22 protein-coding genes and 1 tRNA gene are annotated in these 22,115 nt (G+C 63.7%); 16 read left to right on the forward strand and 7 right to left on the reverse strand.

Features of this window, described 5'->3' with window-relative positions; all coding sequences use genetic code 11:
• The first annotated feature begins 192 nt into the window (after positions 1 to 192).
• Positions 193 to 1,548 (forward strand): formate dehydrogenase accessory sulfurtransferase FdhD, encoded by a 1,356-nt coding sequence (gene fdhD / locus KYK83_RS01860; protein WP_222826981.1) that lies wholly within the window; start codon positions 193 to 195, stop codon positions 1,546 to 1,548.
• A 32-nt stretch (positions 1,549 to 1,580) separates the two neighbouring features.
• Here the strand turns inward: fdhD and KYK83_RS01865 are convergent, their stop codons facing one another.
• On the reverse strand, positions 1,581 to 2,804 hold the full coding sequence (locus tag KYK83_RS01865) for a molybdopterin molybdotransferase MoeA (protein ID WP_222826982.1): 1,224 nt from the start codon (positions 2,802 to 2,804) through the stop codon (positions 1,581 to 1,583).
• Positions 2,805 to 2,994: 190 nt separating this feature from the next.
• Between KYK83_RS01865 and KYK83_RS01870 the strand changes: the two genes are divergently transcribed.
• Positions 2,995 to 4,032 carry a diacylglycerol/lipid kinase family protein gene (locus KYK83_RS01870; RefSeq protein ID WP_222826983.1) on the forward strand — a complete coding sequence of 346 codons (1,038 nt, stop codon included), beginning with the start codon at positions 2,995 to 2,997 and terminating at the stop codon, positions 4,030 to 4,032.
• Positions 4,029 to 4,919, forward strand: coding sequence for a hypothetical protein (locus tag KYK83_RS01875; protein WP_222826984.1), 891 nt, complete (start codon positions 4,029 to 4,031; stop codon positions 4,917 to 4,919). Before KYK83_RS01870 ends, KYK83_RS01875 begins: the two co-directional genes overlap by 4 nt.
• Here the strand turns inward: KYK83_RS01875 and KYK83_RS01880 are convergent.
• On the reverse strand, positions 4,916 to 5,413 hold the full coding sequence (locus tag KYK83_RS01880; protein WP_222826985.1) for a DUF2141 domain-containing protein: 498 nt from the start codon (positions 5,411 to 5,413) through the stop codon (positions 4,916 to 4,918). The genes KYK83_RS01875 and KYK83_RS01880 overlap by 4 nt on opposite strands.
• 279 nt (positions 5,414 to 5,692) lie before the next feature.
• Here KYK83_RS01880 and rpe point away from each other — a divergent pair, with 279 nt between their 5' ends.
• From rpe to KYK83_RS01920, 9 genes are all read left to right on the forward strand, one after another.
• Positions 5,693 to 6,355, forward strand: coding sequence for a ribulose-phosphate 3-epimerase (gene rpe, locus KYK83_RS01885; protein WP_103023906.1), 663 nt, complete (start codon positions 5,693 to 5,695; stop codon positions 6,353 to 6,355).
• The gene (locus KYK83_RS01890) at positions 6,352 to 8,214 is read left to right on the forward strand and encodes a heparinase II/III family protein (protein WP_103023907.1); all 1,863 of its coding nucleotides are present in this window, start codon (positions 6,352 to 6,354) and stop codon (positions 8,212 to 8,214) included. Before rpe ends, KYK83_RS01890 begins: the two co-directional genes overlap by 4 nt.
• Positions 8,215 to 8,220: 6 nt before the next feature.
• Positions 8,221 to 9,807 (forward strand): bifunctional phosphoribosylaminoimidazolecarboxamide formyltransferase/IMP cyclohydrolase, encoded by a 1,587-nt coding sequence (gene purH / locus KYK83_RS01895; RefSeq protein WP_222826986.1) that lies wholly within the window; start codon positions 8,221 to 8,223, stop codon positions 9,805 to 9,807.
• Positions 9,808 to 9,914: 107 nt separating this feature from the next.
• Positions 9,915 to 10,046: a hypothetical protein gene (locus KYK83_RS17370; protein ID WP_255407940.1), complete on the forward strand. Its 132-nt coding sequence runs from the start codon at positions 9,915 to 9,917 to the stop codon at positions 10,044 to 10,046.
• Positions 10,046 to 10,723: a peptide-methionine (S)-S-oxide reductase MsrA gene (msrA, locus tag KYK83_RS01900; protein WP_430298962.1), complete on the forward strand. Its 678-nt coding sequence runs from the start codon at positions 10,046 to 10,048 to the stop codon at positions 10,721 to 10,723. The genes KYK83_RS17370 and msrA overlap by 1 nt, the downstream gene beginning before the upstream one ends.
• Positions 10,724 to 10,760: 37 nt before the next feature.
• Positions 10,761 to 11,228, forward strand: coding sequence for a Fur family transcriptional regulator (locus KYK83_RS01905; RefSeq protein ID WP_103023910.1), 468 nt, complete (start codon positions 10,761 to 10,763; stop codon positions 11,226 to 11,228).
• Between the two features lie 79 nt (positions 11,229 to 11,307).
• Entirely contained in the window at positions 11,308 to 13,230 is a 1,923-nt protein-coding gene (dxs, locus tag KYK83_RS01910; protein ID WP_222826987.1) for a 1-deoxy-D-xylulose-5-phosphate synthase, read from the forward strand.
• 79 nt (positions 13,231 to 13,309) lie between these two features.
• Positions 13,310 to 13,540, forward strand: a complete 231-nt coding sequence (locus KYK83_RS01915; RefSeq protein WP_222826988.1) for a hypothetical protein — start codon at positions 13,310 to 13,312, stop codon at positions 13,538 to 13,540.
• 85 nt (positions 13,541 to 13,625) lie between these two features.
• Positions 13,626 to 14,423 (forward strand): crotonase/enoyl-CoA hydratase family protein, encoded by a 798-nt coding sequence (locus KYK83_RS01920; RefSeq protein WP_222826989.1) that lies wholly within the window; start codon positions 13,626 to 13,628, stop codon positions 14,421 to 14,423.
• Here the strand turns inward: KYK83_RS01920 and KYK83_RS01925 are convergent, their stop codons facing one another.
• From KYK83_RS01925 to KYK83_RS01945, 5 genes are all read right to left on the reverse strand, one after another.
• Entirely contained in the window at positions 14,424 to 15,110 is a 687-nt protein-coding gene (locus KYK83_RS01925; RefSeq protein ID WP_222826990.1) for an NnrU family protein, read from the reverse strand.
• Between the two features lie 79 nt (positions 15,111 to 15,189).
• Complete coding sequence (locus KYK83_RS01930; protein WP_222826991.1) at positions 15,190 to 15,696, reverse strand: FKBP-type peptidyl-prolyl cis-trans isomerase; 507 nt, start codon at positions 15,694 to 15,696, stop codon at positions 15,190 to 15,192.
• Between the two features lie 4 nt (positions 15,697 to 15,700).
• The gene (locus KYK83_RS01935; protein ID WP_222826992.1) at positions 15,701 to 17,110 is read right to left on the reverse strand and encodes an amidohydrolase family protein; all 1,410 of its coding nucleotides are present in this window, start codon (positions 17,108 to 17,110) and stop codon (positions 15,701 to 15,703) included.
• Complete coding sequence (locus KYK83_RS01940) at positions 17,107 to 18,486, reverse strand: amidohydrolase (RefSeq protein WP_222826993.1); 1,380 nt, start codon at positions 18,484 to 18,486, stop codon at positions 17,107 to 17,109. The genes KYK83_RS01935 and KYK83_RS01940 overlap by 4 nt, the downstream gene beginning before the upstream one ends.
• Positions 18,487 to 18,591: 105 nt before the next feature.
• Positions 18,592 to 20,190, reverse strand: coding sequence for a peptide MFS transporter (locus KYK83_RS01945; protein ID WP_103023918.1), 1,599 nt, complete (start codon positions 20,188 to 20,190; stop codon positions 18,592 to 18,594).
• A 208-nt stretch (positions 20,191 to 20,398) separates the two neighbouring features.
• Between KYK83_RS01945 and KYK83_RS01950 the strand changes: the two genes are divergently transcribed.
• From KYK83_RS01950 to KYK83_RS01965, 4 genes are all read left to right on the forward strand, one after another.
• Positions 20,399 to 20,740, forward strand: a complete 342-nt coding sequence (locus KYK83_RS01950; RefSeq protein WP_196847175.1) for a GntR family transcriptional regulator — start codon at positions 20,399 to 20,401, stop codon at positions 20,738 to 20,740.
• Positions 20,741 to 20,887: 147 nt separating this feature from the next.
• Positions 20,888 to 21,169, forward strand: a complete 282-nt coding sequence (locus KYK83_RS01955) for an integration host factor subunit beta (protein WP_103023920.1) — start codon at positions 20,888 to 20,890, stop codon at positions 21,167 to 21,169.
• Positions 21,170 to 21,236: 67 nt separating this feature from the next.
• Positions 21,237 to 21,321: transfer RNA gene (locus tag KYK83_RS01960), tRNA-Leu, on the forward strand.
• Between the two features lie 147 nt (positions 21,322 to 21,468).
• Positions 21,469 to 22,101 (forward strand): PilZ domain-containing protein, encoded by a 633-nt coding sequence (locus KYK83_RS01965; RefSeq protein WP_103023921.1) that lies wholly within the window; start codon positions 21,469 to 21,471, stop codon positions 22,099 to 22,101.
• Positions 22,102 to 22,115: the final 14 nt, after the last annotated feature.

A 22,115-nucleotide genomic window follows, 5' to 3' on the forward strand; every position in this document is an offset into this window, starting at 1 on the left:
TCCCCGCGCTTCGCCTGCACTAGGGTCGGACGGGCGAGGCTTTCGGGTTCATGATAAACGCGGTGAGAGGGAAATTTCTCCCGGACATCCATCACTTGCAAACAATGGCGTTGCCAAGGCAAGTTGGCAACCGGCCGCTGATGTGTGAGCACTCTGGAAGCTTGCTGCACCTACTCTTAAGGAACACCGTTCGTGATATATCAGCAGCGCCGCATTCTCGGAGCCGCTCTGGCGGGAGGACACAGCCAACGGTTCGGTTCGGACAAGCGAGCTGCGATCTGGCAAGGACGGAGTCTGCTCGATCACACGATTTCTGCCCTCACCGCCGTTACTGCAGAAGTGGCGGTATGCGGTGGTGCAAATCAGATAATTTCAGAGAATATCGACGTGTTGGCGGACTGGCCCGAGCCCGGTCTGGGACCGCTTGGCGGGCTTTGCGCTGCGCTAATTCATGCGCGTGACAACGGCTTTGACGCAGTGTTGAGCGCACCAGTCGATGCGCATCCCATTCCTGGCGACTTGCTTGATCTTCTTTCTGGCCAAAGCCCCGCAGTGCTGCGCGATCACTGGCTGTTCGGCCTTTGGCCGAGCGATCTTGCGGGGGCGCTGGACGTTCATCTGCGTTCCGGCAAACGCTCGGTCATTTCATGGACCAAGGCCTGCGGTGCACGCTACGTCGACTATCGCGGCCAGCCTCCGGTAAACATCAACACGCCGCCAATGTTGGCCGCGCTGGAAAAGGGAACCGCACTTGGGCTTGCAGCCGAGGTTCACGCGCTGCGCGAGCTCGATTTCGAGACGCAGAGCGTGGAGGATGCGGCGCGCATCGTACCGGTGGAAACCCCGATAGCGATAGAATTCAACGGCATCGGCTTTGCCGTAATGATGGCAACCCCGACCGATCTGGAAGATTTTGTGGCAGGTTTCGCGATGGCCGAAGGATTGGCGCGTCCCGGCGAGATTGACGCGATCGACTTGCACGAAACGGGCGGAGGCTGGGTCGCTCGCGCCAACCTTCCGGCGTCCAGCCTCCCACGCATCATGGAAAGGGCACGGACGCGGGTGTCCGAAAGCAGCTGTGGCATATGCGGAATCGATTCCGTCGCTGCCGCGCTTGCTCCGATCGAGCCGGTCCAGGCAAAGCCGGTGGTCGACCCCGCAGCGATCCACAAGGCGCTATCATCCATGCGGTCCCATCAGCGGTTGGGTGAAGCGACGGGTGCCGCGCATGGCGCGGCCTTCTGCTCTTTCGACGGCCAGATCGTGCTGCTGCGCGAAGATGTCGGCCGGCACAATGCGCTCGACAAGCTGATCGGCGGGCTGGGCCGCAAAGGGCTGAACCATGAAGAGGGTTTCGTTCTTCTGTCGGCGCGGTGCAGTCAGGAACTGGTCGAAAAGACAGTACGCGCCGGCATCCCGATGCTGGTCACGATAAGCGCCCCGTCCAGCCTCGCGATTGCGCGCGCGCGCGAAGGACGACTGACCCTGCTGGCGCTGGCCCGCAATGACAGCGCGCTGGTCGTCAACGACCCTCACCGCCTGCTTTGATCCCGTCAGCCAAAAAGCAGGGTGGTTGACCGTCAGAATCTGATCGCGCGCACGACCTGCCCGGAAGAGCATGGTCCGTCATTGGGCGAGCGGCGGATGAGCCAGTCGCTCGACGCTAGCGGCGCCTGCGCTCCGCTTTCCTGATTGTCCGCGGGCAGAAGGCCCTCTTCGGTGGCCCGTGCACGCACGAAGGCTTCGCGAGAACCGTTCGGCGGCAGATCCGCGGCAAGGATTTGCGGCATAAAACGCACTTCGTCTGCTCCGTTACCCCCCTGCATCGCGGCTAGCAGCGGGACAAGGAACAGCCGCGCCGTCACCATCGCCGAGGTCGGATTGCCCGGCAAGCCGAGGACGGGTTTTCCGCCGCACATGCCGAACCATACAGGCTTGCCCGGCTTGATTGCGATCCTGGCGAAATGCTCGTGCAGCCCGATCCCTGCAAACATGGGCCGTGCAAGATCGTGATCGCCGACAGAGGCACCGCCTATGATGACCACGCAATCGGCGATGTCGAGGGCCCGCCGCGCCAACCCGGACAAGACTTCAAGATCGTCACGACCTCGCATCCGGTCGGCGAGCGTCGCGCCGCAGGACATCGCGAGCGCGCTCACTCCGTAACTGCCGGATTCGGGCAGGCCATGGGGCGATAGATGTGCCGAGCCGGGCTGTTCCAGCTCGTCTCCGGTTGCAATGACGGCCACCTTGGGCCGGCGGGTGACTTCGATCCCGGCGATGTCGGCCCCGGCCAAGGCAATCATCGCGCGGGGCGTCAATCGCAGGCCGACCTCCAGCAGGGTCGCGCCCTTTGCAAAATCGCCGGCGCGTTTACGGATGTGGCGCGCCGGTCCGAACCCCTCGCGAAACCGGACCCGATCTCCCTCCCGCTCGGCATATTCCTGCATCACGACGCAGTCGGCACCTGTGGGCACATAGGCTCCGGTAAATATACGCACGGCTTCGCCGGAGGACATGTCCCCCCCGAACGGTGCACCGGCTGCTGCCTCTCCGACGAGGTTCAGCCAGTCACCCGCCTGTGCCTCGGCCATGCGAACGGCATAACCATCCATGGCCGACACATCGGCTCGCGGGGCGTCGATAGCCGCAACGACCCGTTTCGCGAGGGTCCGCCCTCCGGCCGCGTCCAGGCCAATCGCTTCGCCAGGCAATGATTGCACTGCGCCGATCAGGCGGGCCAAGGCCTGGTCGTAGCTGATCATCGGTAGTGCGACGCGATCGTCGGGGTGGCGCGGGCGCACTGCTCTCGCGTGGAATTGCTGGCTTGACGGTTCATCTGCAGCCGAGCCTAAGACTGGCCAGCGGGCTTGGCCAGATGATTCTGGCGGGGCAACCGGCCCGTCCATGACTGCCCGGATTACCACTAGACCATTACAATTTTCGGAAAATACCCTAGGTAGCGCCGAAGGGCGCGATTTAGGTACAAGGCTCATGGACCGGCTAATCTACAATTTTGACAGCCTGCCCCTGTGGCAGACCGCGATGCCGGCTCCCAGGCCGCATGGAAGGTCCGGCGCCTATCGTGTTTCCACGCCGCGTATCGGCGTCATCTACAATCCGCGCAGCCATCGCAACAAAGGCCAGGACCTTGCCTGCACCGCATCGGGCAATATCACCGTCGTTCAGCCGCGTGCGCGCGAAGATATCGCTCATGCGCTGGCCGACTTCGCGCGCGATGGTATCGATTTCCTCGTGATAAGCGGCGGCGACGGAACTGTCCGCGACGTGCTGACCATGGGGCAGACGGTTTTCGGCGATCGCTGGCCGGCCATTGCCGTCCTGCCCAAAGGCAAAACCAATGCACTGAATGTGGATCTGGGTGCTCCGGTCGACTGGACCCTGGAAGGGGCGATAGCAGCCTATTCGTCCGGGCGCCGGATAGTGCGGCGTCCGCTTGCGATCAGCCGCGAGGGTGATGACGGTCCGGCCATGCTTGGCTTTATCATCGGGGCCGGTGCCTTCACCCACGGGGTCGATGCCGGGCAGGATGCGCATTCGCTCGGCTTTTTCAACAGCCTTGCCGTCGGCGCGGCGAGCGTCTGGGGCATTCTTCAGGCCCTGTTCGGTACCGATCGCAACAAATGGCGCCGCGGCACCGAAATGCGTCTCAATTATCTGCCTTCTGGCAAACCGGTGCCGCATTCCGGCCATGGTGACGTTAACCGTCGCAGCGTTTTTCTGGCGTCTACGCTGACGCACATGCCGATGGGGATCCATCTCTTCGGAAAGCCTCGTCCCGGTCTCAAGCTGGCTTTGCTCGATCATTCCAGGCGGCGTCTGCTGGCCAGTATGCCTGCGATCCTGATGGGCTGGCGGCCCGGCTGGCTGGCGGACGCCGGGCTTCACCAGCTCGATGCCGAGGGTCTGGCGCTGGACGTCGGCGAGCGGGTCATTCTCGATGGCGAGGCTTTCCCTCCCGGCCGCTACCGGATCGAACAGGGGCCCGAACTTACCTTCGTCAGCGTGTGAACAGCGATCTTGCGCAGCGGATCGGCGCATCGCTCGATCGATCGGTACGCGATGAGGTCGCCGCCTATGCGAAGCGCCTTGGCGAAGAGGCCGGGGCGCTCGCGGTCCTTTTCTACGGCTCCAACCTGAGAACCGGATCGCTCGAGGGCGTGCTCGATTTCTACATCCTGTTGCCCGGTCCCCAGCGGGAGCGGATCTGGCCGCGTGTGAGCTATCGCGAGTGGGATCATGCGGGCGAGCGGTTGCGGGCCAAGATCGCGACGATGTCGCTCAGGCAATTCGCAAGTGCCGCCAAGGGCCTCTCGCGCGACACCACGATCTGGGCCCGCTTCGTGCAGCCCTCGGCGCTTGTCTGGCAGGCAAACGAGGAGGCGCGAGCCGAGGTTACGCAGGCGTTATGCGCTGCGGCGGTTACCGCAGGCAGGCTTGCCGCAGCGGTTGGTCCGGCGCGCGGAACCGCGGACGATTACTGGCGCGCCCTGTTTCGCGCGACGTACAAGGCCGAGTTCCGGGTCGAGAAGCCGGGGCGCGAAAATTCCATCCTGGAGGTGAACGCAGAGCATTTCGACGGGCTTCTGCCGATCGCATGGAATGCGGGAGGCATGCGATTCAAACGTATGAACGGACTGTTTGAGCCCCTGCCGAACAGTGCCGAACGCCGCCGTGTCTTGAAATGGTGGAACAGACGCGCCCGGCTGGGCAAGCCGCTCAACCTGTTGCGCCTCGCCAAGGCTACGACGACCTTCGACGGCGCAGCCGATTATGCCGCGTGGAAGCTCCAGCGGCATACCGGCATAGCCCTGGAGGTCACGCCGTTCAGGGCACGGCACCCCCTGCTCGCCGCGCCCGGGGCGCTGGTCGAGCTGTGGCGCAAGCGCCGCGCCTAGCGGTAGCGCATGCGGATCGAGATCGATTCGACGCCCGAGCCGACGTTGAAGGCCGTCTTCTTGTAGCTCGGCTTGCCGAGATTGAAGATGTTGATGCTCGGGTTGTTCGACATGGCCCCGCCATCCTTGAAGATGTCGGTGCTGCCATTGCCGTTCACGTCGTGGCGTACGGCGATCCCGTAAACGCCGGGCTTGGGAACCGGCATGCAGAAGGTCATCGTTCCGGCTTTTGCGGGCGCTTCCATGCGGTAGATCCACTTGCCCTTTTCGAGCCAGTCTTCCTTCGTCCCGCGATAGCTCTGCACGCGAATGATGCCGCCGCTTTCCTTGATGTCGGTAATCGTGACGCGCACCGCGGGCCCCTTGCCGCTGGTGCATTTCGCTGGATCATGGCTGATCGTCTGGCGATATTGCGCGTCGGCCGGTGCCGGTGCAGCCAGTGCCGTCAGGGCGAGCGCAGCGATGCCGGTGGTGGCGATGAGGTTGCGATTCATATAAAAGATCCGTCTTCAACTGTGTGCGAGCCGGCGCCTTGGCTACCGGGCATGAGGGATCCTCGACCCCCCGATATATCGCGCGTTCTAACAGATTGCGCTGAATTGCGGCTGAATTTTCGGCGCAAGCAGCGTTCATGCTGCCTCGTTTCGGCAGAAGCGGGATTGCGCATTGCGTGCGAGCGGTGTGGAAAAGGCCATCACCCTCGCTTGTTAACGCTCGTTTCGCGCGCGTAGGGCGAGCCAAGGCTCACACGCGACCAAGGCAAAAGCGCCCGCATGACCACCCCGTTGATTTCCCCTTCGATCCTTTCCGCCGATTTTGCCGCGCTGGGCGAGGAAGTGCGCGCCATCGACAAGGCGGGTGCAGACTGGATTCACGTCGATGTGATGGACGGGCATTTCGTGCCCAACATCACCATCGGCCCGGCTGTCGTGAAGGCGCTGCGTCCGCATACGGACAAGCCCTTCGACGTCCATCTGATGATTTCGCCGATCGATCCCTATATCGATGCCTTCGCCGAAGCGGGGGCCGATTTCATTACCGTCCATCCCGAAGCGGGCCCGCATATCCATCGCACGCTGCAGGCAATTCGCGCCGCCGGTGCCAGGCCCGGCGTCGTGCTCAATCCGGGCACCCCGGCCAAGATGCTCGACTACCTGATCGACGAGGTCGATCTCGTACTGGTGATGAGCGTCAATCCCGGGTTCGGCGGACAGAGCTTCATCCATTCGCAGCTCAAGAAGGTCGAAGCGATCAGGAAGATGATCGACCGGACCGGCCGCGCGATCCACCTCGAGGTGGACGGCGGGGTCAATGCCGAAACGGCGCGGCTCTGCGTCGATGCGGGGGCCGATGTTCTTGTTGCAGGTTCGGCCACCTTCAAGGGCGGGCCGGACCGTTACGCTGCCAATATCGCGGCATTGAAGGGACAATCATGACAGACAGCGCGCGCACTCTCCTGCGCGAGGATCGGCGCGCTCTGGACAATGGCGATGCCCCTGCATTGCCCCTATCCGATATGGACGAACCCCTGGTGGAAAAGACGGTGCCCGAACGGCCCGAGACGGTCCCGCTCGAATCCGCGCGGACCCTTGTTCTGGCAGACTTCCAGCCGCCCCGCACCGGCCCGGTGGATGGCATGGTGCGCTGGGCCTATCGCCTGGGCGTGCCCGGTTCCGTTCTGGCCGCACCGCTGCGCAAGCCTGCGGCGCCGCGCCTGCTGGCGACGGTCGTCAGCCCGCTTCAGGGCGACCGCGCAGCGGGTGTGGCGCTGAGGGCCGGACAATTCCTGGTTCATGGGCTGAAGGTTCCGGTCGGCAAGGTCGATTTCTCCAGCAACGCCCAGCTTACCCCGCCCGTCCAGCGCGCGGTGCAGGGATTTACTTGGTTGCGCGACCTTGGCGCCTGCGCTCCGCGGGAAGATTGCGCCGCGATCGGGCAGGACCTGCTCGCCCGCTGGCTGAAAGCCAATCCGGTGCCCGCCAAAGGCCCGGCATGGACGGTCGAGCATGCCGGTCTGAGGCTGATGGCATGGCTGGTCGGGGCGCCGCTGATCCTGTCGGGCGATGCCCGTCTGCGTTCGCGCGCGCTCGAATCGATGGAAGCGACCGCGCGCTTCCTCGACCGTGAAGTGGCCCGTGCGGAAGATCGACTGGGGCAGGTCGCAGGCTGGTGCGCCATCGTTGCCGCCGGGTTGCTGCTGCCCGATGGCCGCCCGCGCCGCCTGTTCGGCGAAGCGGGCCTGCTGCGCGCGCTGGGGGAACTGGTGAGCGAGGACGGCGGCGTGCTGTCGCGCAGCCCACTGGCGCAAATGGAAGCGATCGCGCTGCTGGTTGACCTGCGGGCCTGTTACGAAGCTGTCGACCGCGACGCACCGCCGGCACTCGAAACGATGCTTGGCCTGCTGGTGCCCCCCTTGCTGACGCTGCGGATGAGCGATCGCGCACTGGGTAGCTGGCAGGGCGCAGGTGCAACTTCTGGCCAGCAGGTCGATGCATTGATCCGGGCCAGCGGCGTGCGCACGCGCCCGATCAAGGACAGCCGGTACTGGGGCTATCAGCGCGCCGATGCGGGCAGGGCTGTGCTGGTGTTCGATGCCGCGCCGCCGCCGCGGGCGCGGCATGCACGCCACGGCTGCGCTTCCACCCTGGCATTTGAATTTTCGCACGGCGAACAGCGCATCATCGTCAATTGCGGCGGATCCGAACTTGCCGGAGGGCAGGTGCCGGTGCGGATCGAGCAGGGCCTGCGCGGCACGGCCGCCCATTCGACGCTGGTGCTCGACGATGCCAATTCCACCGCCGTGCTGATCAAGGGGCAGATCGGCAAGGGCGTAGAGGAAGTGGATATCGCCCGTAACGTGGTGAAGCAGAAGGGACGCGATGCCGTGCGCCTCGAGGCTTCGCACAATGGCTATGCCGCGCGATATGGCCTGATCCATCGGCGTACGCTGCTGCTGGGCGCGGACGGATCCGGCCTGTCGGGTGAAGACGTCCTTGAACCATCGGGCCGCCAGGGCAAGCGCGGCAAGATCGCCTTTGCGATCCGGTTCCATCTGGGTCACGGGATCGATGCCGGGCTGTCGGACGACATGCGCGGCGCAGGGCTTGCCCTGCCCGACGGAAGCTACTGGCAATTCCGGCTCGGAGGCGATAGCGGCGAGGCGCAAATCGCGATCGAGGACAGCCTCTGGGTCGACGGGCAAGGCCGCCCGCGGGCCACGAAGCAGCTTGTCGTCGAAGGACTGACATCGCGCAGCGGGGGTCGCTTCCCCTGGCTGCTCAAACGCATGGGATAGAAATTCATGACCGACGTGGCGATCAAGCGGGCACTGCTTTCGGTGTCCGACAAGACCGGCTTGGTGGATCTGGGCAAGGCGCTCGCGGCGAAAAATGTGGAACTGGTTTCGACCGGCGGTACCGCCAGGGCCCTCCGCGATGCAGGTCTCGAGGTGCGGGACGTTTCCGATCTGACCGGTTTTCCCGAGATGATGGATGGGCGCGTGAAGACGCTGCACCCGATGGTCCATGGCGGATTGCTGGCGGTACGCGACAATTCCGAGCATGCCGCAGCCATGGAAGAGCACGAAATCGGTGCGATCGATCTCGTCGTGGTCAATCTCTATCCCTTCGAAGCCACTGTCGCGAAGGGCGCGGAGCGGGACGAAATCATCGAGAATATCGATATCGGCGGACCATCCATGGTGCGCAGCGCCGCCAAGAACCACCAGTTCGTCACGATCGTCACCGATCCCGCCGATTACGATACGCTTGTGGGCGAACTCGAAGCGTCCGGGGCGACGTCGCTGGATTTCCGCCGCAAATGCGCGGCCAAGGCCTTTGCCGCGACTGCCGCTTATGATTCGATGATCAGCCAGTGGTTCGCCTTTGCCGATCAGCAGCAGCTCTTCCCCGATTTCCTGGCCGTCAACGGCCGCGCGCCGGTGGAACTGCGGTATGGCGAAAACCCGCATCAGAAAGCAGCGCTCTATACGCCCGCCGGTCCGCATGGCCACGGTATCGCGCAGGCGGAGCAGCTGCAGGGCAAGGAACTCAGCTACAACAATTACAACGATGCCGATGCCGCGCTGGAGCTTTGCGCCGAATTCGCCGGCGGCGAACCTGCCGTGATCATCGTCAAGCACGCCAACCCCTGCGGTGTGGCGCAGGCGTCCAGCCTCCTCGAGGCATGGAACGAAGCGCTCGCCTGCGACAGCGTTTCGGCCTTTGGCGGGATCGTTGCGGTCAATACCGAACTGGATGGGCCGACCGCCGAAGCGATCTGCGAAATCTTCACCGAAGTCGTGATCGCGCCATCGGTAAGCGAAGAAGCGCGGGCTGTCTTTGCCAGGAAAAAGAATCTGCGCCTTCTCGTCACGGGCGATCTGCCCGATCCGCGGCGCGGCGGTCTGCTGGTCAAGCCGATCACCGGCGGCCTCCTGGTGCAGACGCGGGACAATGGCGCGATCAGCGAGGCCGATCTTAAAGTCGTGACAGAGCGGCAGCCGACGCAGCAGGAACTGAAGGACTGCCTGTTCGCCTGGACCGTGGCCCGTCACGTTAAATCCAACGCGATCGTCTATGCCAAGGACGGCGCCACCGCCGGTATCGGCGCAGGCCAGATGAACCGCCGCGATTCCAGCCGAATCGCAGCCATGAAGGCTGCGGAAGCGGCAGAGAAATACGGCTGGGACACGTCACGCACGGTCGGTAGCGCGGTGGCGTCGGATGCGTTCTTCCCTTTCGCGGACGGTCTGCTGGCCGCCGCCGAGGCGGGGGCCACCGCGATCATCCAGCCGGGTGGTTCCATCCGTGACGACGAGGTGGTTGCCGCAGCCGACGAACATGGCCTCGCCATGGTCTTTACCGGGATGCGCCACTTCCGGCACTGAGCCGGCCCGTTCGATAAACGAAGCTGAATATACGACGACGGACGCATTAAGCGCGTTGCAATGGCAGCGTGTGTAACCATGTGGGACACGTTGACGAAAGAACCCCCATGAGCCTCTTTACCCCCGACCTCTATCGCAATTTCGGCATCGGCTTCGGTGCCGGCGCCGTTGCCATCCTGCTTGTGAACAGCGGAGAGATCCTCTCTGCCGTGCCGCAACTGATCGCAGCGATACTTTGATGCGTATGCGGGCGACATTTGCCGGTCTTGCGCTGGCGCTGGCGGCTTCCGCCTGCCAGCAGCCGGCCATTGCCGCCGAAGCGACGGTCAATGCGCCGCAGGCGGAGCGTATTGCCAAGGAAAGCGGGTTGAAGACCGCGATCTTCGCAGGTGGCTGCTTCTGGGGCGTGGAGGCAGTGTTCAGCCATGTGAAGGGCGTGAAAAGTGCCGTCTCGGGCTATCATGGCGGTACGGAACGCCAGGCCAGTTACGATCTGGTGTCCAGCGGCATTACCGATCACGCCGAAGCGGTGAAGATCACCTACGATCCCAAGGTGATCCGTTACGATCAGTTGCTGCGCATCTTCTTCTCGGTCGTTGCCGACCCGACGCAGCTCAATCGCCAAGGTCCGGATACCGGTGCCCAGTATCGCAGCGCCATCGTGCCGATGTCGGCCGAACAGAATGCCGTCGCCAAGGCCTATATCGCGCAGCTGAAAGGCGCGGGCCTGTGGTCGAAGCCGATCGTCACCAAGATCGAGCGCGCGCAGGCTTTCTACCCGGCAGAAACCTATCATCAGGACTTCATGGTTCGAAATCCGCGCAACGGGTATATCGTGCGCTGGGATGCACCCAAGGTGAAGGCACTGAAAGCCATGTACCCCGGGGTCTATTCCGCGAGCTTCCAGCGCGACTAGCTTGCGCAGGGGCGCGCCGCGCCCTACCTTTTGGCGCATGGCTGGACATGTACATTCCCACAAGGAACACGAAGGCGACGCTCTGATCGACGCCGCCCGCACGACGCTGACAGGCAGCGGGGAACAATGGACCGGCATGCGCCAGTCCGTCTTCGAAGAACTGGCCCAGCACGACAAACCGGCCAGCGCTTACGACATTGCCGATAATCTATCGCGCTCGCGCGGAAAGCGGGTGGCGCCCAACAGCGTCTACCGCATCCTCGACCTGTTCGTACGGACCAATCTGGCCAACCGGATCGAAAGCGCCAACGCCTATCTCGTGAACACCCATCCCGGCTGCAGGCACGACTGCATCTTCCTGATCTGCGACGATTGCGGAAAAGCCACGCATATCGACGACGACCGGGTGACCGGCGCCCTGCGCGATGCGGGCAAGGATGCAGGGTTTACCGATGTGCGCCCCGTGGTCGAGTTGCGCGGTCTGTGCGACGATTGCGCCGGCTGACATGCGGCGGCGTGCTGGTCGTCGCTAGCGACCAGCCGTTTGTCGACAGCCGCGTTATGTGGGTGTAGAGCGACATGTTATGACAAGTCGCCCGAAGACGCCGTTGCTCGATACGGTCAATACCCCAGACGATCTCCGCAAGCTCGGCAAGGACCAGTTGCGGCAACTCTCCGACGAATTGCGTGCCGAAATGATCGACGCGGTCGGCCAGACCGGTGGCCATCTGGGGTCGGGTCTGGGCGTGGTCGAACTGACCACGGCGATTCACTATGTTTTCAATACGCCTGAAGACAAGCTGGTCTGGGACGTCGGGCATCAGTGCTATCCGCACAAGATCCTGACCGGGCGCCGCGACCGTATCCGCACCCTGCGCCAGGGCGGCGGGCTGAGCGGCTTCACCAAGCGCGCGGAAAGCGAATACGATCCGTTCGGTGCTGCGCACAGCTCGACCTCGATCTCGGCTGCGCTGGGCTTCGCCATGGCCAACAAGATGCAGAATCGCCCGGGGCGCGGGATTGCCGTGATCGGTGACGGCGCGATGAGCGCCGGCATGGCCTATGAAGCGATGAACAATGCCGAACAGGCAGGCAACCGGCTGGTTGTGATCCTCAACGACAACGACATGTCGATCGCTCCGCCGGTTGGCGGGCTGTCCGCATACCTCGCGCGCATGGTATCCAGCAGCGAATATCTCGGTCTGCGCTCCATGGCATCGCGCATCGCGCGCAAGATGGGCCGAAGGGTGTGGGGCGGTCTCGAAAAGGCGGAAGAATACGCCCGCGGCATGGTGACCGGCGGGACGATGTTCGAAGAACTCGGGTTCTATTACGTCGGCCCGATCGACGGGCACAATCTCGATCATCTCATCCCGGTGCTGGAAAACGTGCGGGACAGCGAACAGGGCCCGGTCCTGATCCATGTCGTGACCACGAAGGGCAAGGGCTATGCCCCCGCCGAAAACAGCGCCGACAAGTACCACGGCGTCGCCAAATTCGATGTCGTCACCGGCGAACAGAAGAAATCGACGGGCGGTCCGCCCGCCTATCAGAACGTCTTCGGCGAAACGCTGGCGAAGCTGGCGAACGACGATCCGCGCATTTGTGCCATCACCGCCGCCATGCCCAGCGGAACGGGCGTCGATAAATTCGCCAAGGCGCATCCGGACAAGGCGTTCGATGTCGGCATTGCCGAACAGCATGGCGTGACCTTCGCGGCGGGTCTCGCAGCCGAGGGAATGCGACCCTTCGCGGCGATCTATTCCACCTTCCTGCAGCGCGCCTACGATCAGGTCGTGCATGACGTGGCGATCCAGAACCTGCCCGTACGCTTCGCCATCGACCGCGCCGGGCTGGTCGGCGCCGATGGCTGCACCCACGCTGGAAGCTTCGACATTACCTATCTCGCCACGCTGCCCAATTTCGTGGTCATGGCCGCTGCCGACGAGGCGGAACTGGCGCACATGACCTACACGGCGGCCGAGTATGACGATGGCCCGATCGCCTTCCGTTACCCACGCGGTAGCGGTACGGGTGTGGCAATTCCGGACCAGCTGGAAAAGCTCGAAATCGGCAAGGGCCGTGTGGTGCGTGAAGGCACCAAGGTCGCCATCCTCTCGCTCGGTGCCCGGCTGGAAGAAGCCAAGAAGGCCGCCGATCAGCTCGAGGCCAAGGGCCTTTCGACCACGGTGGCCGATATGCGCTTTGCCAAGCCACTGGATACCGCGCTGATCGAGAAGCTGATGCGCAGCCACGAGGTTGTGGTGACGGTAGAGGAAGGCGCCATCGGCGGCCTCGGCGCGCATGTGTTGACCTTTGCCAGCGACGAAGGTCTGACCGACGCGGGGCTCAAGGTGCGCACCATGCGTCTGCCTGACATCTTCCAGGATCAGGACGATCCCGACAAGCAGTATGACGAGGCAGGTCTCAACGCGCCGCACATCGTCGATACGGTGCTTAACGCGCTACGTCACAACAGCGCCGGCGTGGAAGAAGCCCGCGCGTAAGTCGCACCGACCCCTGTCTGCTCCTGGGTTGCGGTGCCGCCGTCGCCTCTGGTACCTCTTCCTGGGAAAGGGGGGCGAGATGTCCGACGAGGGAAATCGGCAGCACGCAATCCGGAAGGCGTGGCACAGATGGTTCACGGTCATGATTCCGCTGATGACGGTCGTCGCCATAGCAACAGTGTCGGGCGCGTTCATTACGGCCTTCGGCGGATTGATCGCGCTGCTCGCCTGCGGCCTCATGTATCAAAGGCTGGTCAATAAACGCTCATGGCGCTCGATCCTCCGGGGTGTGTACACCCGCGAGGACTGATCGGCTTGGACCGCGCTGTCCTCCGCTCATGGGTGACGAAGCGTGCCCACGCTGGCATGGAAGCCTATGAAAGGACCTTCCGCCCATGACCCTGCTCACCACCCACGCCGCCGATCACGTCACCACGCTTACCCTGAACCGTCCCGAGACGATGAATCCTCTCGGCGCGAAGGGCGACGGGGATGCCTTCGCGGCGGCCTGCGATGCGATCAACGCGGACATGGATGTTCGCTGCGTGATCCTGACCGGGGCGGGGCGGGCCTTCAGTGCGGGCGGCGACATCAAGGCGATGAAGGAGCGGACGGGCACCTTCGGCGGAACTGCGCCGGAGATTTCGGACGGTTATCGTAACAACATCCACAAGGTGCTGCGCGCACTCTACGGGCTGCGCGTGCCGCTGATCGCGGCGGTGAACGGGCCAGCGATCGGGTTGGGTTGCGATCTGGCCTGTCTTGCGGACATGCGCATCGGTTCCGACAGGGCGAAGTTCGGCGTTACCTTTCTCAAGCTCGGCATCATTCCCGGCGATGGCGGCACCTGGATCCTGCCGCGCATCATCGGCGAGGCGCGCGCGGCGGAACTGTTCTACACCGGTGACGTGATCGATGCGCAAACGGCACTCGACTGGGGTCTCGTCAGCCGCGTCGTCGCGGGCGAGACGCTCATGGACGAGGCGCGCGCGCTGGCTGCCAAGGTGGCTGCCATGCCGCCCCACGCACTGCGGCAGGCCAAGAACCTGATGCGGCAGGGTCGATCCATCAGCTACGATACGGCGCTCGAGATGGCGGCCAATACGCAGGCGCTCATGCACCTGACCGACGATCACATGGAAGGCATCGACGCGCTGCTGGAAAAACGCGCACCCCGTTTCGAAGGGCGTTAGTCAGCCCACCCACCGCCATATTCCGGCGGGCATGCCATTGGCGTGAATATGGCCATAGGTGGCCCCGAGCCAGATGAGCAGGCCCCCGATCCAGGCGGTCGCGCCCGCCTGCACCAGCTTTCCGAAGCGCGGCCAGTAGCTGGTCCGGCTTTGCCAGTCGTCCCAGGCATCGCCCATCATCGCCCGCTTCTTGCGGTCCTGCATGTGGGCGCCCGCGAGCGCCAGAAATCCGATCGCCCCGGCCATGATCCACTGTCGCGGCGTCGGGCTGACCAGAACATGGGCAGCGGCCCAGAGGGCGAAGCTCCACATCATCGGATGCCGCGTGACATGGAAGACGCCGTGCACGGGCAATGCGGCATTCCGGGTTGCCCGCGGATCGGGAAGGGCCGGATTGCGCACGAAGCTGCCCGCCAGCAAAACCGACGCGACCAGCATGATTATCGTGACGACGATCCAGATCACATCGCTCATGCCGCCCCATAGCGGCGTTCCGCCCGCGCCCACGCTGCGAAACGCCGTCGCTGCCAAGATGAATGTGGCAAGCGCGACCAGCGAATACAGAATGCGGAAGCCATTCTCTCCCAGCGTGCCGACCAGCGGCGCGCGAAGCGGATGGGAGAGGGCGAAGTGACTGCCAACGAATGCCACCGACGCGGCCAGCAGGGAAATGAGTGCAGGATCCATCGTGACGCACCTTATGTTTACGGCGTCAACATAACTACCATGTCCTCCCGGCTTTGCAAGCGCCGCGTAATTTTCAGGGTTAGTCGGCCTTTTCGATGCCGAGCAATTGCACCTTGAACAGCAGGGTCGCACCGCCGGGTATAGGGCCCTTGCCGGATGCCCCATAGGCAAGGTCTGCCGGTGCTGCGATCTCGATCGTGTCGCCCACACCCATCTCGGGGATCGCCATCTGCCACGCCTTGACCAGCCGACCGAGGGGGAAGGTTGCCGGTTCCCCCCGGTCGAACGAACTGTCGAATGTCGTGCCGTCGATGAATGTGCCAGCATAGTGCACGGTCACCGTGTCCTCGACACTCGGCTTTTCGTCGCTTCCCGCATGGTCGACATAGCGCCAGCGCAGGCCGCCGGGCATCACGCGCCAGCCACCTGCTGCATCCAGCTTGGTGAGATAGGCTTGCTGCGCGTTCATCCAGGCGATGTCCTGCGACCGGTCGACCGGAGGCGCATCCTGCGCATACAGCGCGTGAAAGCTCACGGCCGCCGCAGCGGCGCCCAGTGCGAGCAGGGTGGTGCGCATTTCCTTCATGGCGTTACCAGTCGTATCCCTTGGGCAGGTCGTTCGTATCGAGGTCGCGATAACGATCGCGCAGGCGGCTCTGATGGTTTTCGAGCGGTTGCTCTACGCCATCGATGAACACCTTTACCGGTGTCGAACCGACCTCGAGCGGATCGCCATCCCAGACCACCAGATCGCCCGCCGCACCCTGCGCCAGCGTCCCGGCACGTCCATCGATGCCGAGGATACGCGCAGGCACTGAGGTGATCGCCGCCAGCGCCTGTCCCCAGGAAAGCCCCGCCGCGCCCGGTACGCGGCCAAGCGCTACGAGATTGCCCGCATACTGGTTGAGGTTGCGCGGATTTTCCATGGCGCTGGCATTGATCGCCACTGTCACGCCGGCTTGCACCATACGGCCGATATTGCTCTGCGTCGAAGCCAGCTCCTCGAAGTTTTCGGGCAGATCGTCCAGCCCGTCGGCGATGACGGGAACACCCGCAGCGGCGATGTCCTTCGCGACAAGCCATCCTTCGCTCGCACCCACGAGCGCCATGTCGAGCCGCGGGAACTCCTTCTTGAGCGCGAGCACGCTGCGGATGTCCGAAGCGCGTTCGACCGCAACCAGCAGCAGTTGTTCTCCGCGCACCACCGGCACCAGCGCCGACGCGTCGAACCGGGTCAGCAACACGTCTCCGGCACGCTCGGCATATTCGCCCGACAGACGCGGATCGACCGGCACATCGTCGCCGAAATCGGTTTCGGGACGCGCCGACGACCGGCCCGGGATGCGTGCGTCCTCTCCCAGCTTCATCGCTTCGCGCAGCGCATTGCGGAACAGGACGTGCGCAGCGACGCGGCTGCCCCCCGCAATCCGGCCGCCCTGCTCACCCAACGCAACCATCTGGAAGGCGCGCGGGCGCATTACGGCGTCGGGATCGGCGCCGAGATCGATGATCGCGCCCTGGCCAGCGAAGATAGAGGCCGAGGGCGATGTCGTGGTCGCGGCGCGGGTCACCCCGGCAGCGCGGTGGACGAGGATGTGCTGCGAGTTGGGATTGACCGCCGGTGCCACATCGAGCGCGGCGCTGAAGGGCGAGTTGCGGGCAGAACTGTCGTTCGATTCTCCGACACCGCCGACATCGAGCAGACCGAGCGTGGTGATCGCCGCAACGATACCCGGGGTAACCCAGGCACCCTGTCCGTCGATGGCGGTCGCGCCGCCCGAGGCAGGCATTCCGGACGCGGGCCCGGCATAGACCACGCGGCCGCCGCGAACGAGCACGGCGCCATTTTCGACGGGCTCGCTTCCATCGCCGGTCGCAACCGTGACCCCGGTGATGGCGACATCCTGCGCGCTGGCCGAATGACCGACGAATGCGCCGACGAGGCCAAGAGCGATGCCGACGGCACCGAGGGGGGAGAGACGCTTGCTGGCCTTGCTCATTTCACGTCTCCTTCGCCCGGCTGGCCGAGTTCGAAATCGCTCACCGGTCGGCGCTTGCGATCCATGGCATCATACATCAGCGCCCCGTCGATCCAGACCTTCTCCGGCCTTGTATAAACCGACAGCGGATTGCCGTTCCACAGCACGACGTCGGCCATCTTCCCGGGCTCGAGACTGCCGGTCATGTCGCCGATCCCCATGGCCTTGGCCGCATTGTAGGTGAACCAGCCCACCACTTCGGCATCGGGAATATCGATGCCGATGCGACGCCCGGCAGCCTGCGCCTTGGCGGCTTCCTGATTGAGACGCTGAATGCCGTTCGCATCGTCGGAGTGGATGACGACGCAGGCGCCTTCGCGCTGGAGGAAAGCGGCATTTTCCAAAATGCCGTCATAGGCTTCCATCTTGAAGCCATACCAGTCGGCCCAGACGGCGCTGCACACGTCGTTTTCGCGCAGGAGATCGCCGATCTTGTAGGCTTCGACCGCGTGGTGGAAGGCGGTGACCTTATAGCCCATTTCCTTGGCCATATCCATCACCAGCGCCATCTCGTCGGCACGGTAGCAGTGATTGTGGACCAGGATCTCGCCGTCGAGAACGCCCTTCAGCGTTTCCTTGCCGAGATCGCGCTTTTCGCCGTCATAGGCCTGAGCATCGAGCCACATCTGCCGGTTGACCGCGAAATTGCCCATCCGCGTCGAAGGCATCCGTCCCTTGCTGCCGTAGACCCGCTTGGGGTTTTCGCCGCAGGCCATCTTCATGCCGTAGGGTGCGCCGGGGAATTTCATGCCCTGCACTGTGCGGGCGGAAACGTTCTTGAGGGTGACCGAACGCCCGCCGGTCAGATTGGCCGATCCGGGCAGGATTTGCAGCGCGGTCACGCCCCCGTTGGCGAGCGCGCGGGTAAATCCGGGGTCCTGCGGCCAGACCGAATGTTCGGCCCAGACTTCGGGCGTCATCGGGGCGGTCGCTTCATTGCCGTCGGAATGGGCCTCGACGCTGGGGGTGGGATAGTCGCCCAGATGGGAATGGATGTCGATCACGCCGGGGGTGACGAACTTGCCGCTGCCGTCGACGACATCGTATCCCGTCGTGGAAAGAGATGCATCGCCCACGGCGGCAACCTTGCCGTCGCGGAACAGGACCGTGCCATTGTCGATCCGACCGCCGCGACCGTCGTAGATCGTGGCGCCGACCAGTGCGGTCGGGCGTCCGGGATAGGGTTTATACGTGGAAGGGAACGGCGCATTGCCATCCTTGCCGACGGGTGCGGTCCAGTCGCGCGACGAAGCCGATGCGGTGTCGCCGCCGCCGGTCGTTGAACATCCCGCCACAACGAATGCTGCGGCACAGGCAAGCAAGGCAAATCTAGTCATGAAACCCCCAAATCAGTCGGGCCGGAGCATTGCTGCCCCGGCCCATGCGGTCAAATACATTCGTCGGTGCCAGCCGGCGTTTTGCCGATTGACCCCGCGCCCCGGTCAGACACGCGGGCGGGTTTCGGGATGGATCCCGGCACCCTGCGGTTCGCCCGGACCTTCGGCCTGCCCGAGCAGGTCGTCGCCTTCGACATCGTCCTTAAGCGAATCGAGGTGCATCAGCTTTTTCACGAAGGGGCTGATGAGCATCACGACGATGCCGATGGCGATCGCGTACCAACCCACCGTCGAATAGACACCGAGTACGACCTGCTTGCCGGACTCTTCGCCAACGCCCTCGGCGCCGGTCGCGGCAGCGATCAGGCCAGCCGCGAAGTTACCGGTGGCGGATGCAAAGAACCAGGTACCCATGATCAGCGAGGCCATGTGTGCCGGGCTGAGGCGGTTCATCGCGGAAAGGCCAACCGGGCTGAGGCAGAGTTCGCCGGTCGTATGCAGCAGGTAGATCAGGAAGATCAGGATCACCGGGGTCGGAACGCCGACACCCACCGCCTGTGCGCCCCAAACGAGAACCAGGAAGCCCAGCCCGACCTGAACGACGCCCAGACCGAACTTCATCGGCGTGGACGGCTCCCAGCCACGTCGCCCGAGCCATAGCCACAATCCGGCAAATACAGGCGCGAGCAGAACGATGTAGATCGCATTCAGCGACTGGAACATCGCAGCGGTCGGCTCGAAGCCCACGATGGAGCGGTCGACATGACGGTCGGTGAACAGGTTGAGGCTCGAGCCTGCCTGTTCGAACAGCGCCCAGAAGACGATCGAAACGAATATCAGGAACATCGCGGCGAAAATGCGGTCGCGTTCCTCCGCAGGCAGCTTGGCCACTGCAATCCACAGCACATAGGTTACCAGGCCCAGGCCGAAGACGGCCAGAACCCATCCGACCAGTTCCTGATACTGGATCGCCAGCCAGCAAAGGCCGACCATGGCGAGGCCGACGGCATAAATTCCGATCTCACGGCCACCTTTGAGTGCTGCGGGATCTTTCGGTTCCCCGCGGCCCAGCAGGAGCGGCTTGCCCCAGATGAATACCACCAGGCCAAGCAGCATGCCTACGCCGGCGGCGCCGAAGCCATAGGACCAGCCATAATCCGGGTGCATACCGAGATAGCCGCACAGCAGCGATCCCAGGGCCGCGCCCATATTAATGCCCATGTAGAAAATCGTGTAGGCCGGATCGCGGCGGATGTCGGTGCGCGGGTAGAGCTGTCCGACCATCACCGAGATATTGGCTTTCAGGAAACCGGAGCCCACGATGATCAGCGCCAGCGCCAGCCAGAACACGTTCATGATCGCGGAACCTTGTCCGCCATCGCCTTCGAACGCCATGAAGAAGTGGCCGAAAGTAAGGAGAACGGCGCCGAACAGCACCGCCTTGCGCTGACCGAGATAACGGTCGGCCAGGTATCCGCCGACCACCGGCGCGATATAGACCAGCGCGGTATAGGCGCCGTAGATGATCGATGCTTCGCTATCGCTGAACAGCCAGTGCTGAACGAGATAGAAGATCAGCAGAGCGCGCATGCCGTAATAGGAAAAACGCTCCCACATTTCGGCGAAGAACAGGACGAAAAGCCCTTTGGGGTGGCCGAAGAACGTCCCTGCCGAATCCCCATCTGGCAATGCTTGCGTGGCCATATTTGGCAAACCTCATCAATTGTATCGGAAGCCATGCGACCCACAGCCTCCTCCCCGAAGAAGCGCGCACACTAACGGTTCGCGCGCCCATGTGAAGCATTAGTTACACAAGTGACCGGCTTGCGGCTGTCTGAACGCTGCGCTGCCGGGAACCTTGCGCGACGCGGTGTATTATGGCACTGAAGCAGTCTGTCGCGGGGAAATGACGATGAAGAACCAGTCAAAGCCGGTCTACCTCAAGCTGCGCGACATGATCGCAGCGGCGATTATCGATGGCCGGTATGCGGAAGGCGATATGCTTCCTTCGGTCCGTGCGCTGGCGGCGGAACAGGGCGCCAATCCGCTCACGGTGGCCAAGGCCTACCAGCAATTCCAGAACGATGGCCTCGTCGAGGTGCAGCGCGGCGTCGGCATGTATGTCGTGCCCGGCGCGGCCGGCCGCCTGCGCAAGAGCGAGCGCGAGGCCTTCCTGCGCGAGGAATGGCCCGAAATCAGAGCCCGCATGGACCGGCTGGGCGTATCGGCCCGCGAACTGCTTGCCGAAGCATGAGAAACACACGAAATTCTGCCGGGCCGCCTTGCGGGTTGACCCGGCTTCTGCCACAGTCGTAAGGCGGGAATCGCGCAGTAAACTGCGGGTTTCCAAGGGTCGCGTTGGAACCAGAAATTTGCGGCCGGAGAGGCCGGGAGCACACCTATGATCCGATCCGAACTCCTCACCGCGCTGGCGCAGGACAATCCAGAATTGCGCGCAGAAGAGGTCGAGCAGGTGGTCGATATCTTTTTCGAAGAAATCGCCCAGCGTCTCGCCGAAGGCGGTCGGGTGGAACTGCGCGGCTTCGGCGCCTTTTCCACGCGCGAACGCGAAGCGCGCAAGGGCCGCAACCCCCGCACCGGCGAAACGGTCGACGTTCCTGCCAAGAGCGTGCCCTACTTCAAACCGGGCAAGGACATGCGCAAACGCCTCAACCAGGAATGAACTGTTCGCCCATGTGCGAACCGTGATTGCCCGCCCGCCCGGCAGCGACTAGGGCGATGCGCTGCAAGCGGGTGTGGCGGAATGGTAGACGCCGGGGACTTAAAATCCCCTGAGCTTTGCTCGTGCGGGTTCGAGTCCCGCCACCCGTACCAGCCGCGTGCGGTATCCGTCCCGCTACTGTACCCGTTTTATCTCCGCATTAACCCCTAACCGCTTATTAGCGCGGTTCGAAGGGGTGTTCGTGCAGTGTTGCCGCAGCAGCCAGTACGCGGCTGTGTGCAATCGGGAAGCAAGGGACGATGGATTACACCAACGGACTCGACACGGGCGAACAGGCGCCTTCCGACACCGCCGATCAGCGCGGCGCACCGCGTTTCGTGTCGCTCATCCGCGCCGCGAAGCTCGTTTGCGGCCAGGGCGAATTCGTCTGCGTAATCCGCGACGTGTCGTCGACCGGCGTGTCGATCCGGACCTTCCATGCCCTGCCGACGGACAAGGCGGTCGCGCTCGAACTCCAGAACGGCGAAACCTACGAACTCGAACTGGTCCGCAGCGACGGCTTCGATGCCAGCTATCGGTTCGCCGCGCCGGTTGCCGTCGATCGCCTGATTCGCGAAAACTGGAGTTATCCCAAACGCGCCCTGCGGCTTAACATCATGCTGCCGCTGACGGTCACCAGCCTTGCCGGACGGACGGAGGCGTTCACCGTCAACCTGTCGCAGCAGGGCTCGCGCATCGAATGCGACCACGTGTTCGCCATCGATCAGCGGCTGACGATCGGCTGCGAACATATGCCCGATGTGCGCTGCAAAGTGCGCTGGCGCAGGGATGCCAACTACGGCCTGGTGTTCGAAGACACCTTCTCCCTGCGCGAATTCGCCATGCTCGCCGTCAGGGTCCAGTGCCCGATCCTGGTGCAGGACACGATGTAATCCGGACCTCGGCC

The organism is Qipengyuania pacifica, assembly GCF_019857205.1.
Taxonomy (GTDB): Bacteria; Pseudomonadota; Alphaproteobacteria; order Sphingomonadales; family Sphingomonadaceae; genus Qipengyuania; species Qipengyuania pacifica.

What these genes read in the sequence shown, in the direction of transcription:
- KYK83_RS01870 (WP_222826983.1), top strand. Translation starts at nt 2,995, where the DNA reads ATGGACCGGCTAATCTACAATTTTGACAGCCTGCCCCTGTGGCAGACC.
- KYK83_RS01880 (WP_222826985.1), bottom strand. Translation starts at nt 5,413, where the DNA reads ATGAATCGCAACCTCATCGCCACCACCGGCATCGCTGCGCTCGCCCTG.
- rpe (WP_103023906.1), top strand. Translation starts at nt 5,693, where the DNA reads ATGACCACCCCGTTGATTTCCCCTTCGATCCTTTCCGCCGATTTTGCC.
- KYK83_RS01890 (WP_103023907.1), top strand. Translation starts at nt 6,352, where the DNA reads ATGACAGACAGCGCGCGCACTCTCCTGCGCGAGGATCGGCGCGCTCTG.
- purH (WP_222826986.1), top strand. Translation starts at nt 8,221, where the DNA reads ATGACCGACGTGGCGATCAAGCGGGCACTGCTTTCGGTGTCCGACAAG.
- KYK83_RS17370 (WP_255407940.1), top strand. Translation starts at nt 9,915, where the DNA reads ATGAGCCTCTTTACCCCCGACCTCTATCGCAATTTCGGCATCGGCTTC.
- msrA (WP_430298962.1), top strand. Translation starts at nt 10,046, where the DNA reads ATGCGTATGCGGGCGACATTTGCCGGTCTTGCGCTGGCGCTGGCGGCT.
- KYK83_RS01905 (WP_103023910.1), top strand. Translation starts at nt 10,761, where the DNA reads ATGGCTGGACATGTACATTCCCACAAGGAACACGAAGGCGACGCTCTG.
- dxs (WP_222826987.1), top strand. Translation starts at nt 11,308, where the DNA reads ATGACAAGTCGCCCGAAGACGCCGTTGCTCGATACGGTCAATACCCCA.
- KYK83_RS01915 (WP_222826988.1), top strand. Translation starts at nt 13,310, where the DNA reads ATGTCCGACGAGGGAAATCGGCAGCACGCAATCCGGAAGGCGTGGCAC.
- KYK83_RS01920 (WP_222826989.1), top strand. Translation starts at nt 13,626, where the DNA reads ATGACCCTGCTCACCACCCACGCCGCCGATCACGTCACCACGCTTACC.
- KYK83_RS01925 (WP_222826990.1), bottom strand. Translation starts at nt 15,110, where the DNA reads ATGGATCCTGCACTCATTTCCCTGCTGGCCGCGTCGGTGGCATTCGTT.
- KYK83_RS01930 (WP_222826991.1), bottom strand. Translation starts at nt 15,696, where the DNA reads ATGAAGGAAATGCGCACCACCCTGCTCGCACTGGGCGCCGCTGCGGCG.
- KYK83_RS01935 (WP_222826992.1), bottom strand. Translation starts at nt 17,110, where the DNA reads ATGAGCAAGGCCAGCAAGCGTCTCTCCCCCCTCGGTGCCGTCGGCATC.
- KYK83_RS01940 (WP_222826993.1), bottom strand. Translation starts at nt 18,486, where the DNA reads ATGACTAGATTTGCCTTGCTTGCCTGTGCCGCAGCATTCGTTGTGGCG.
- KYK83_RS01945 (WP_103023918.1), bottom strand. Translation starts at nt 20,190, where the DNA reads ATGGCCACGCAAGCATTGCCAGATGGGGATTCGGCAGGGACGTTCTTC.
- KYK83_RS01950 (WP_196847175.1), top strand. Translation starts at nt 20,399, where the DNA reads ATGAAGAACCAGTCAAAGCCGGTCTACCTCAAGCTGCGCGACATGATC.
- KYK83_RS01955 (WP_103023920.1), top strand. Translation starts at nt 20,888, where the DNA reads ATGATCCGATCCGAACTCCTCACCGCGCTGGCGCAGGACAATCCAGAA.
- KYK83_RS01965 (WP_103023921.1), top strand. Translation starts at nt 21,469, where the DNA reads ATGGATTACACCAACGGACTCGACACGGGCGAACAGGCGCCTTCCGAC.